Annotated in this window: 8 protein-coding genes; all 8 read left to right on the top strand. The window is 52.0% G+C overall.

The window, feature by feature from the left end; genetic code table 11:
• Positions 1 to 70 precede the first annotated feature (70 nt).
• The 8 genes from mutS to ABEA66_RS22450 all read left to right on the top strand — a co-directional run bounded on the left by mutS (position 71) and on the right by ABEA66_RS22450 (position 12422).
• The gene (gene mutS, locus ABEA66_RS22485; RefSeq protein ID WP_345590978.1) at positions 71 to 2845 is read left to right on the top strand and encodes a DNA mismatch repair protein MutS; all 2775 of its coding nucleotides are present in this window, start codon (positions 71 to 73) and stop codon (positions 2843 to 2845) included.
• Between the two features lie 42 nt (positions 2846 to 2887).
• Positions 2888 to 4342, top strand: a complete 1455-nt coding sequence (locus ABEA66_RS22480; RefSeq protein ID WP_345590976.1) for a S41 family peptidase — start codon at positions 2888 to 2890, stop codon at positions 4340 to 4342.
• 5 nt (positions 4343 to 4347) lie between these two features.
• Positions 4348 to 6423, top strand: coding sequence for a DNA mismatch repair endonuclease MutL (gene mutL, locus ABEA66_RS22475; RefSeq protein ID WP_345590974.1), 2076 nt, complete (start codon positions 4348 to 4350; stop codon positions 6421 to 6423).
• Entirely contained in the window at positions 6424 to 7221 is a 798-nt protein-coding gene (locus ABEA66_RS22470; RefSeq protein WP_345590972.1) for a class I SAM-dependent methyltransferase, read from the top strand. It begins immediately after the preceding gene.
• Positions 7215 to 8186 (top strand): tRNA (adenosine(37)-N6)-dimethylallyltransferase MiaA, encoded by a 972-nt coding sequence (miaA, locus tag ABEA66_RS22465; RefSeq protein WP_377740741.1) that lies wholly within the window; start codon positions 7215 to 7217, stop codon positions 8184 to 8186. Before ABEA66_RS22470 ends, miaA begins: the two co-directional genes overlap by 7 nt.
• A gap of 11 nt (positions 8187 to 8197) precedes the next feature.
• Positions 8198 to 8437, top strand: a complete 240-nt coding sequence (gene hfq, locus ABEA66_RS22460; RefSeq protein ID WP_028548519.1) for an RNA chaperone Hfq — start codon at positions 8198 to 8200, stop codon at positions 8435 to 8437.
• A 287-nt stretch (positions 8438 to 8724) separates the two neighbouring features.
• Complete coding sequence (locus tag ABEA66_RS22455) at positions 8725 to 11556, top strand: transglycosylase domain-containing protein (protein ID WP_345590968.1); 2832 nt, start codon at positions 8725 to 8727, stop codon at positions 11554 to 11556.
• Positions 11557 to 11717: 161 nt separating this feature from the next.
• Positions 11718 to 12422, top strand: coding sequence for a peptidylprolyl isomerase (locus tag ABEA66_RS22450; RefSeq protein WP_345590966.1), 705 nt, complete (start codon positions 11718 to 11720; stop codon positions 12420 to 12422).
• Positions 12423 to 12613 lie beyond the last annotated feature (191 nt).

Here is a 12613-nt window from a genome sequence, read left to right as displayed (position 1 = left end):
ATAGGGAGCAAGCTAGTAGAAGCAGCTTACATAAAGCAAGTCAGAGATGAAGTAGCATGGAGGAACGAGCATGGCCAAATATACGCCGATGATCGAGCAATACCTCAGCGTCAAGGCCGAGGTGCAGGATGCTTTTTTGTTTTTTCGCCTAGGCGACTTTTATGAAATGTTTTTTGAAGATGCGGTGAATGCCTCCAGGGAACTAGAAATTACACTGACCGGAAGGGAAGGGGGAGCCGAGGAACGCATTCCCATGTGCGGCATTCCCTATCATTCGGCAGATAACTATATAGCCCGGTTGATAGAAAAGGGGTACAAGGTAGCGATTTGCGAGCAGGTGGAGGATCCTTCCCAGGCGAAAGGCGTTGTGAAGCGGGAGATCGTTCGCATTGTGACTCCGGGAACAGTGATGGATTCAAGGCTTCTGGGAGAGTCAAGCAACAATTACATGGTGTCGGTGACGGAAACCGGACACGGCATGTACGGCTTCGCGGCTTGTGACATTTCAACGGGCGAGCTGTTCGTGACCCGCTTGGAAGGGACGCTCTCTCTTGTTGCCGATGAGATGAATGTATATCATCCCTCGGAGCTGCTCGGAACGCCGGAGCTGCTGGAGCGGCTCAAGGAGCACATGTCCGCCTCAGCGGGACAATCGCTGGTCATCACTCCTAGACCTGGCGGCAAGGTACATAACGGCATTCAGCTTAGTGATTTTTTTGCGGCCGAGGAGCTGTCTGCCCTTCATAGAGAAGGCCAAGCCTGCGTGGAGCAGCTCATGCTGTATCTTACAGAAACGCAAAAGAGATCTCTTGTGCATATCAAGCACATCCGGGTCTATGAGCCGAATCAATATATGATTATGGACCCGTTCACAAGACGGAATCTGGAGCTTGTGGAGACGGTTAGAGACCGGACCAAGAAGGGGACGCTGCTGTGGCTCCTTGATAAAACGATCACGGCTATGGGCGGCCGTCTGCTGCGCAGATGGATCGAGAAGCCGCTCATGAGCGAATCGGCGATTCAGGAAAGGCTTGAGGCGGTGGACAGACTCTATCATCAGCTGATTGTCCGCGATGAGCTGAAGCAGTCCTTGAAGGAAGTATATGATCTGGAGCGACTGGTGGCGCGCATTTCCTACGGCAGCGCGAACGCAAGGGATCTGCTCGCGTTGAAGTCATCGCTGCAGCAGGTTCCGAGGCTTAAGCAGGTGTGTGAAATGTCAGGCTCCGAGACGCTGAAGAAGCTCACCTCAAGAATGGACCCCTGCCAGGATGTCATGTCCTGGATTGAAGAGGCTATAGCGGAGGAGCCGCCGGTATCCGTTAGAGACGGCGGTATGATTAAGCCGGGCTACCATGCCTACCTGGATCAGCTTCGCGAAGCCAGCACGAACGGGAAACGCTGGATTGCGGAGCTGGAGAAGCAGGAGAGGGAGCGCACCGGCGTCAAGTCGCTTAAGATCGGTTATAACAAAGTGTTCGGATACTACATTGAGGTTACGAAAGCGAACTTGTCCTCCCTGGAGGAGGGGCGCTATGAACGCAAGCAGACCCTCGCTAATGCGGAGAGGTTCGTCACCCCGGAGCTGAAGGAAAAAGAAGGACTTATTCTCGAAGCACAGGAAAAAATGGTGGATCTCGAATACGAGCTTTTCATGCAGCTGCGGGACAAGCTATCCGCTCACATTACAAGGCTTCAGCAGCTTGCCGAGCTGATTGCGACGGTAGACGTATACCAGTCGCTGGCAGCGGTAAGCGCGGCGAACCGTTATACGCGTCCTCAGATCGGAGAATTTTACGAGCTTCAAATCCAAGAAGGACGGCACCCCGTCGTAGAAGCCGTCATGCAGGACGGCGTGTTCATTTCCAATGATACGAAGCTTAGCACGGATGAAGGGCATATGCTGCTGATTACCGGACCGAATATGGCAGGAAAAAGCACCTATATGCGTCAGGTTGCCATCATCTGCCTTATGGCCCAAATCGGCTGCTTCGTGCCCGCCGAGTCCGCTAAAGTCCCGATCCTGGACCGAATCTTTACAAGAATCGGTGCGGCTGACGATTTGATAGGCGGTCAGAGCACCTTTATGGTCGAGATGATGGACATTCAGGTGATGACGGAGAAAGCGACGGACAAAAGCCTGGTCATCATCGACGAGCTAGGCAGAGGCACCTCGACAGGGGAAGGAATGTCCATTGCTCAGGCAGTCATCGAATACCTGCATGATCGCATAGGCTGCAAAACGCTGGTGTCCACCCACTTTCACGAGCTCGCTCATCTTGAAGACACACTGAAGGGCCTGCGGAACTGCTGCATGGCCGTTAAGGAAAGCGGACGGCAGGTCACCTTCCTGCGCAAGCTGATTCCGGGCGCCGCGAGCACTAGCTACGGTATCTACTGCGCCCAAATTGCCGGGCTGCCTAACGGCATCATTGACCGTTCCTACGAGCTGCTTCACGCTTTTGAAGCGCGTGCTGACCTGGTACAAGGCCATGCACAGGCGGCTGCAGCCATGGAGGATGCAAGGGATAAGGCACCGGTAACGCAGGGGGATAGCGATCACTCTTCACATGAACCGGCAGCTGCGCAGGAATCGCAAGGCGTTGGCGAAAAGGCGGATTCATCTGTGATACCTGCACTGACTCCGGCCGAGCAGGTTAAAGAGACCTCCTACGTTCAATTAAGCCTGTTTCAAGAAGCGCAGCCGGTGTCGGACAAGTCGAAGAAAAAGACGGACCCGCGAATGGAGCAGGTTGCAGAGCAGCTGAAAACGGCGGATTTAATGAATATGACACCAATGATGGCCATGAACTTTTTATATGAATTGAAAAGACAATTATCATAAAGCTCTAAATTCCAGTTTCCTATCTTGAAAGGATGAATGTCTATGAACAGGATCGGCAACCGATCCATGGTACGGCGCACCGCTGCTGCCCTAATCTCTCTTTCCTTATTATTTCCAACGGTTCCTACGGTATTTGCCGCCGACAAATCGGATGCCGATACGACACGCCTGACCGAAGTGCTGGATCTGATCGAGCAAAATCATGTCAGCGCCCCGAGCAAGCAAAAGCTGACCGATATCGCGATTCAATCGATGGTGGAGTCCTTGAATGACCCATACACTATTTATTTCACACCGGAGGAACTGAAGCAGTTTCAAAATTCGTTGGAAAATAATTACGTAGGCGTCGGAATCCGCGTTCGGGCGGAGGACAATAATGCCTATGTAACCGAGGTGTTCGACGGGCCTGCGCAGAAAGCAGGGATGCTTCCCGGGGACAGAATAACCGCTGTTAACGGCGAGTCGGCCGAAGGGCTAAAGCTGGATGATGTCACCAAGAAAATTTTGGGACCGGAAGGTACAGCTGTATCTGTTACGGTGGAGCGCAATAAGCAGTCTCTGGTCCTTCAGATGACCAGACAAACGATTCAGGTGCCTGTCGTCACCCATAAACGGTTCGATCCGGGGGTCGGATATATTCGTGTCTCCGGATTTTCAAGCGAAGCCGACGAGCAGACCGCTGCCCAGTTGGCCGAGCTAAAGCAGCAGGGAATCCAGAGTCTGATCCTGGATTTGCGAGATAATCCGGGCGGCCTGGTCGAGTCCGCTCAAAATATGGCCAGACTGTTTGTAAAGGAAGGCGTGCTGATTCATACCAAAGATAAAAACAATGTGGATACTCCGGTCAAGTTCTCCAATGGGACAACCCAGCCGTTCCCTCTGTATATCCTGGTCAACGAATACAGCGCCAGCGCTTCGGAGGTTCTGACAGGAGCCTTGCAGGATTACAATGTGGTGGCCAAAGTCATCGGCAAAAAGACGTTCGGCAAGGGAAGCGTTCAGTCCGTTTATCCGCTCTCTAGCGGGGGCGCGTTGAAGGTGACGATAGAAGAATACTTGACGCCGAAGCTGCGCAAAGTGAACAAAGTCGGACTGAATCCCGATGTTGAAGTCGATGGAGAAGTGCCGCAGCTCATTACGGCGCTGCATGAGGCAGGCGTTAGCAGCGTGAATGTGGAGCTGAGCAAAAAAGGTGTATCCATCAACAAGATTGACGTAGAGGACAGCTTTAACGTTGTTCGTGACAACGGAGAACTGTATGTTCCTTCCAGATTGCTTAGCTCACTGTTGAACGCATCGATCCAATGGAATGCCGAGCAGCAGGCGGTTGAGGTGTCCGTGAATGATTCGAAGCATACTTACAGCACCGCAGACGGTTCGCTTCTGCTTCAGAACGGGTCCAGCTATTTGAATGTGAACCGCTTTAAGCAGGACTTTCCAGAACTGAATTGGTCCGATACGGACGGTCAAGTGGAGTTAAGCGTTACTAAGGGGTAATAGCTATGGGTAAAATAAAAATTTTGGATGAGCATATTGCCAATCAGATAGCAGCCGGCGAGGTTGTGGAGCGGCCCTCCTCCGTAGTTAAAGAGCTGGTGGAAAATGCCATTGATGCGGGAAGCACCCGGATTGATGTCGCGATCGAAGAAGGCGGACTTGAGCTCATTCGCGTTACGGATAATGGCACCGGCATGGAGAGGGACGACTGTGAGGTTGCCTTCTTCCGGCATGCGACTAGCAAGATTGCGAGCTCGCAGGATTTGTTCTCGATACGGACGCTGGGCTTTAGGGGGGAGGCGCTGCCAAGTATCGCGGCGGTGTCGAAAGTAACCTGCGTGACTTCTACGGAATCGAACGGCCTGGGCTATAGGATGGTTATCGAGGGAGGCACGGTCAAGGAATTTACGGACGCCGCTTCCCCGAGGGGCACGGATATACAGGTGCGCGAGCTGTTTTATAACACTCCGGCCCGGCTCAAATATATGAAGACGATACAGACTGAGCTTGGCCATGTTTCGGACTTTATCTACCGGTTAAGTCTGGCCCATCCGGAGATTGCTTTCACTTTGAAGCATAACGGGGGCCAGCTGATTCAAACGCTGGGTAACGGAGATATGCTGCAGGTGATCGCGGCCATCTATGGAACGGCTGTGGCCAAGAATATGCTGCTGATCGAAGGGGAGCATCTCGATTATTCTATTCGGGGATATATCGGCAAGCCCGAGACGACGCGGGCCAACCGTAACGGCATCTCGACGGTTATCAATGGAAGATATATCCGCAATTACACCCTGATTCACGCCCTAATGCAGGGCTATCATACCTTGCTGCCCATTAACCGCTATCCGATAGCCGCTTTTCATATTGAGACGGATCCGACGCTCGTCGATGTTAACGTCCATCCGGCGAAGCTGGAGGTGCGGTTCAGCAAAGAGCAGGAGCTGATTCAGTTCGTTGAGGAGCAGGTTCGGCAGGTCCTGAATAAGCAGGTGCTTATTCCTTCCGCGGCCACGGCAGGCAAGACGAAGAAAGAAGCATTCGTGCAGGAGCAGATGGAGCTGTACCGGGCTTCCGGCCTGCCTCCGGTTCCGCCTGAACCGGTAAGCGGGCAGGCAGCTTCTGTTGAAACCAGCGAAGCGTTTCGGTCTGGAGCACCAGGAGCATGGGGAGCCGGCACGGCCGGCAGTATTCGCGAAATGCACCCTTCGGGTCCAGCGGATCCGTCCATTACACAAGCAAAATCAGCAAGAAGCAATGAACCGAAGGAAAGCTATGGCGGCCGTTATGACAGTTTCAGCGGATCATCGGCGGCTGGATCCTACAGCTTTGACCCATCGAAGACTCAAAGCAATGGATATGCCCCGAGCCAGTCAAGCCTTCGGTCGGGAACAGGTTCTTATGGGGATCGTACCCAGGCCGAGCAAGCGGCGGCGAGCAGTGCTCTGCTTCGTTCCATTACGGTGGATCAGGAGCAGGAAGCCCCCGCGCTTCCGGCCTTTCCGAAGCTGTACCCGATCGGGCAGATGCATGGGACCTATATTGTTGCGCAAAATGAGGAAGGTTTATTTTTAATCGACCAGCATGCCGCGCATGAACGGATCAATTATGAGTATTACTATGAAAAGTTTGGAAAGCCTGCAGAAGCCAGTCAAGAGCTTCTTGTGCCCATTACATTGGAATTTACGCCCTCCGAGGCAGAGAGGCTGAAGGAAAAACTGCCTATGCTGGAGCAAGCTGGGGTTTATTTGGAGCCGTTTGGTGGAAATGATTATTTGGTAAGAGCCTATCCTCATTGGTTCCCTTCAGGCGAGGAACGCGCTCTGGTTGAGGAAATGACCGAATGGCTGTTATCCGAACGTAAAACCATTGATCTAGGAAAGCTGAGGGAGAAGGCGGCGATTATGTGCTCCTGCAAAGCGTCGATCAAAGCGAATCAAAGCTTGAGCACGCTCGAAATCGAAGGCTTGCTCGATCGGCTGGCAGCTTGCAGAAATCCCTATACTTGTCCGCACGGACGTCCTATCGTCATCAGCTTCTCCACATACGAGCTGGAAAAAATGTTTAAGCGGGTGATGTAGTTGCTGATTACAACCTCGTATGATCCACGACAAGAGCAGCTTGCGCTCGCACAACGGCTTTTGGAGCAGCTGAAGCAGATGGAAGGAGTTACAGGACCGCTGCGGATCGTACCAAGAGCCCGGCTCTCTCTGCCCCAGATGAGGGAGCGTTATAAAGAAATGGACATCGTGCTTGTATCCAGAGAGCGAATAGAGTATTATCATGAACAGCAGCCTGCAATGTTTTTTCATCCCAGCACGGCAGCGATTCGGATCAAACGGCTGCTGAATGGTGAACAGGATACTTTGCTGCACTTGGCTCAAGTCCAGCCGGGGGATACCGTATTGGATTGCACCGCTGGTTTAGGGTCAGACTCCATCGTGTTTTCATTTGGAGCCGGTGAAGCCGGAGCGGTAACGGCATTGGAAAGCAGTCCGTTACAATGCTTGCTGCTGCAGCACGGGCTGGGCTCTTATGATTCCGACATTCCCGGAATGATAGAAGCTATGCGGCGAATCCGAACGGTTCAGACGGATCACCTGGACTTTTTGCGTCAGCAGAAGGACCGGTCGTTCGATGTCGTATACTTCGATCCGATGTTCCGCAAGCCGATTCATGAATCAAGCTCCATTCGCTCCATTCGGGGGATTGCCGATTCAAGAGCGCTCTCGGAGGAAGCTGTTGCCGAAGCGCTACGGGTTGCCCGGAGGACGGTTGTCATGAAAGAACATCGGGATAGTGGTGAATTCGCCAGACTGGGCTTCACAGAATTGCACCGCTCAACAACGAAAATTGCTTACGGAGTGATAAGATTGTGACTGAGGCTTTGAGAAAGCCTGGGCTTCTTGTCCTTGTCGGACCTACTGCGGTTGGCAAGACGAAGCTGAGTATCAGGCTGGCATCCGAGTACGGAGCCGAGATTATTTCGGGCGATTCCATGCAAGTGTATCGCGGAATGGATATCGGTACGGCGAAAGTAACGCCGGAGGAGCAAATGGGAGTGCCTCATCACCTGATCGACATTCATGACCCGGATTATCCTTTTTCCGTTGCGGAGTTTCAAGAAAGGTCCCGTAAGCTGATTACGGAGATTCACGATCGGGGCAGACTTCCTTTTATGGTAGGAGGCACCGGTTTATATGTTGAATCGGTCTGCTACGACTATCAATTCAGCGAAAGCGGCTCGGATGAAGAATACCGGGAAGAACAGCGCCTGTATGCCGAGAAGCATGGGAATGAAGCGTTGTGGGAAAGGCTGCGCGAGGTGGATCCGGAGACGGCCGAAAGGCTGCATCCCAACGATCAGCGTCGAATAATAAGAGCTCTGGAAGTATTTCACTTAACAGGAGAACGGCTTTCGGAGCAGCTAAAGGTACAAAAAAAACAGTCTCCCTACGAACTATGTATCATCGGGTTGACAATGGACAGAGCTTTACTATATAAACGTATTGAAGAGCGTATCGATCTCATGCTGGAGCAAGGTCTGGTGGAAGAGGTGCGGCGTCTTCGAGACCAGGGTTACGGAACACAACACATTTCGATGCAGGGACTTGGCTACAAGGAGATTTTGGGCTATTTGGAAGGGGCAGCGACCCTGGAAGAGGCGGTTGTTCAGCTGAAGCAGGATACCCGAAGATTCGCCAAGCGCCAGCTCTCGTGGTTTCGCCACATGAAAGATATCGAGTGGGTTGATGTGAGTAATCTGGAAAATTTTACTGCCCACTTGGATCAGATTCATGCTATAATAGCAGATAAGCTAAAAATCGAACGTCAATTTATTTGAGGGGGCCCATGATGAACAAATCGATCAATATTCAAGACACATTTTTGAACCAGCTGCGCAAGGAAAATATCCCGGTTACCGTCTATTTGACTAATGGGTTTCAAATTCGCGGTATCATCCGTGCGTTCGATAATTTCACCATCATCATTGATAGCGAAGGCCGCCAGCAGATGGTTTATAAGCATGCCATATCAACCTTTACTCCACAGCGTTCCGTTTCATTGATGCAGGATAACAACGCCGAAGGCTAAGACCCTGCTGCATTGGAAGCCAGGACGTTAACGCAACATTTCGGCTCTTTGAACCGTCTAATTTCATAACGTCCATAAGAGCAACCCATGCAGTAAGGGTTGTTCTTTTATTACCACATCCAAATGTCTAAGTTCTATACAGCGCTAAGCGCGAAGTAACGGCATTTGGATTGGCGAATAAACTTACATCTAAACGTGGTCGCTCATCTTCAAATGACCTCGATAGATGTTTATTTCACCACATCCAAAGACCAGCTTGATAGAGACAAAAGAGGTGACGGAGAGAGATGACTGCTGCGAAGAAACCACCATCGGGGAAACCGAAGAAAAAGAAGAAAAAAAGCAAGTTTAGTGCAGGAAAAGCTTTGATGTTTACGTTTATCGCCGCCGTATTAGCTCTGATATGCGCTTTAGGCGTCTATATTTTTATCATCATTAATGGCGACAAACTGCTGAAGGAAAATATCGACAAGCTGGATATGGACGAAGCTTCTCACATCTATGATGTTAGCGGAAATGAAATAGCGACATTGTCGAGGGAGAATCGCGAGGTTGTACAGCCCGAAGATATTCCCCTCAAGTTGAAGGAAGCCTTTATAGCGACGGAGGACAGACGCTTCGGTCAGCATTCCGGGATCGATTTCCTGGGGATCGGCCGTGCCTTGGTGAAGGACATTGTGGCAAGGAGCGCGGTCGAGGGCGGCAGTACGATCACACAGCAGCTGGCCAAGAACGTGTTCTTATCCAGCAACAAAACGTTTTTCCGTAAAGCTACGGAAATGTCGATCGCGGTTGCGCTTGAGAATAATTTTAGCAAGGATGAAATTTTGACCAAATATTTAAACCGTATTTTCTTTGGGAACCGTGCTTTCGGCGTGAAAGTGGCGGCCAAAAAGTATTTTAACGTTTCAGATCTAAATCAGCTGCAATTATGGCAGATGGCGACTCTGGCGGCTATTCCGAAAGCGCCTAGCACTTATAATCCTATATCCAATCCGGAAAAGTCAAAGGAACGCCGGTCGGTCGTATTGAAGCTGATGCAGGATCAAGGTTATATTACAGAGGCTGAGCGGGCCCAGGCGGAGGCAGTCGAATATGTACCTCCCAAAACGGCTGCAAACAACAGCAATGACTATTTGGCCTTTACCGATTACGTGCTGAATGAAGCGAACGATGTGTATGGGCTCACCGAGGACGATGTGCTGACCAATGGTTACAATATTTATACGACCATGGATTCTACGGCGCAAAAAATTATGGAACAAACCTTTGCGAACGATAAGTTTTTCCAGAAGGACGGTCCGGAACAAAAGATGCAGGGAGCCATGGCCATCGTCAATAATGAGGACGGCGGACTCGTTGGTATCATCGGGGGAAGAGATTATGTGGCCCGCGGCTTGAACAGGGCTACAATACCTCAACAGCCGGGATCCTCGATCAAGCCGATTATTGCGTACGCTCCGGCTATCGAAAGCGGCAAATATACGCCTTACAGCATGCTGCAGGATAAGGAAGTGTCGTATAGCGGTTATTCTCCTCGAAATTACGATGGAGTCTACCGCGGGCAGGTCTCGATGTTTGACGCCGTCAAGCTTTCCATTAATGCTCCAGCGATATGGCTTCTGAACGAGATCACCGTGAAGAAAGGGATGGATTTTGCCGTTAATATGGGCATTCCGCTCGATCCGGTGAAGGATCGAAACCTGGCTATCGCTTTGGGCGGATTGACCAAGGGGGCAACTCCGGTTCAGATGGCAACGGCGTATGCCGCATTTGGTAACAATGGCTATTTGAACAAGACCCATTCGATTATCAAAATTCAAAACGATAAAGGCGAAGATCTGTATACATTCAAGCAAGAACGGAAATCCGTCATGAGTCCGAAAACGGCTTACTATATGACGCAGCTTATGGAGGGCGTAGTAGGTCCCGGAGGTACAGGGGCGGCAGCTAAATTCAACCGTCCGTTGGCCGGGAAGACCGGATCTACGCAAAACGTCATCAAAGGGCTCGAGAAATACAATCGTGACCTGTGGTTCACGGGGTATACTCCGGAATGGAGCGCAGCAGTATGGATCGGCTTCGATAAAGCAGACGCGAAGCATTACGTTACGATGAGCAGCGGTGCGCCGGCCGTTATCTTCAAGGAAGTTATGCAAAAGGCGCTGGCGAATAAGCCGATGACGCAGTTTAAAAAGCCGGATAATGTTCCGGAACTGGGTGCGCCGCCTAAAGCTATAGGTGATTTGAAGGCGGAGTATGACAAAGATACCCGGTCGGTCATGCTGAGCTGGACCGGCGTAGGGGACAACGTGTCCTATCAAATCTTCCGCAAGGAAGATAAGGATAAGGATTTCCCTGCCGAACCGGTGCTGATGACCCCAGGAACTCAAGTGAAGGACATTGCCATTCCGGGAACCACGTTTCAATATGTAGTGGTGCCGCTCAATCCGGACAGCGGATCCGCTGGCGCGCAATCTAACGTGGCTACCGTAGTCGTCCCAGGCGATACCAATGCGGATGGCTTGGGTCAAGGACAGCCGAATGGCCAAGGACAGGGTCACGGCCCGAACGGCAACCAGGGCCAAAATGGGAATCAGGGACCGAACGGCAACCAAGGTCAGAATGGAAATCAAGGCCAAAACGGCAAGCCCGGACAATCCGGCACTTCTACGGATGGCAAAGGGCAGAACGGCGGAGCTGCCGGCGGCAGCGGATTGCCTGGCCAAACAGGCAATAACGGTCAAAGCCAAGGGCAAGGGAACAATCACGGTACTGGAAGCAATACCGGGAACACGAACCAGGGCTCCGGCCAAGGAACCACTGGCGGATCCCAAGGCACTCCGCAGCCGGGCGGGACGCCCAAGCCCGGCGGCAGTACCGGCGGCACCGGGGGAACCGGCGCCGGCGCAACCCCTGGCACCGGGTCGCAAGGCTCCGGTGCCGGAAGCACCGCTGCCCCGGGCACGGGCAGCGGCAGCGGAGGCGCAGCAGGGGGCACAGCCCCTGTAACGCCTCCGCCGGGGGCGGGCGCGCAAGGCGCTACCCCGCCGCAGGGCAGCACCGAAGCGGCAGTGGCTTCGCCGCCGCCGAGCGGTGCTGCGACAGGCACGCGCTGACCGTGCGTGCCGTATCCACAGAGCCGGTTCATACGGCTCTGCAAGAGCAAAGCCTCCAAGAGTCCATCTTGGAGGTTTTGTTAATTTTTGGCCAGTCGTAGTATAATAGGTGATGTGGACTTGTCCATAAAAATCACATGTATGGAGTTGAAGGATGGAACATGAAAGCATCACTAGCAGCCAAGATTTCTAAATGGGCTTCCCTTGCCGTGGTATGCGCGTTATTGCTGTCCGCTTGCGGCACCAAGCCGGCCCCGGACCAAGGAAAGACGAGCGCAGGACAACCAACGGCGAGCCAACCGCCTGCAACCCAGGCATCGCCGCAGCCTCAGACCAAGAAAAGCTGGTCTTCTCCACCTGAAATGAAAATCGACCAGAACAAAACCTATCAAGCAACGGTGACGACATCCAAAGGGACATTCAAGATCGACTTGTTTGCCAAAGAAGCGCCTAAAACCGTGAATAACTTTGTCTTCTTGTCCAAAGAGGGCTTCTATAACAATGTCGTGTTTCACCGCATTATCCAATCGTTTATGGTTCAAACGGGTGATCCTGAAGGCACCGGACGCGGAGGCCCCGGATATAAATTTGAAGATGAGCTGAAAACGAGTCATCAATATGAGCCGGGAATTGTAGCGATGGCGAATGCAGGACCGAATACGAACGGCAGCCAATTCTTCATTTGTACCGGCGAGGACAGCAAGAACCTGAACAAAACGCCGAACTATACGATCTTCGGAAAAGTGTCCGAAGGAATGGATGTCGTACAACAAATTGCCGCGACACCGGTGGAATCGAACGGAATGGAAAAGAGCAAGCCGACTGAGAAAGTAACCATACAGTCCATTGACATTACCGAAAAGTAAACCGCAAAGACATTAAAAGAACGAGCGGGATCGATTTGTACAAAGGATTTAATGATACCCGGTCCTCGGCTTGCATACACATAGGAATGAACATGAGCAGCGTGGAAGAGGTTCCGCGCTGTTTTCCTTCTGACGGCGATTCGTGCCTGCACACCAATAGCGAAGGGTCAATGGACGAAAGGAGAGGAAGT

Source organism: Paenibacillus vulneris (assembly GCF_039543185.1).
In the GTDB taxonomy this organism is placed as follows: domain Bacteria; phylum Bacillota; class Bacilli; order Paenibacillales; family NBRC-103111; genus Paenibacillus_S; species Paenibacillus_S vulneris.
The sequence above is the reverse complement of the archived record's forward strand: the minus strand, read 5'-3'. Positions and strand labels throughout refer to the sequence as shown.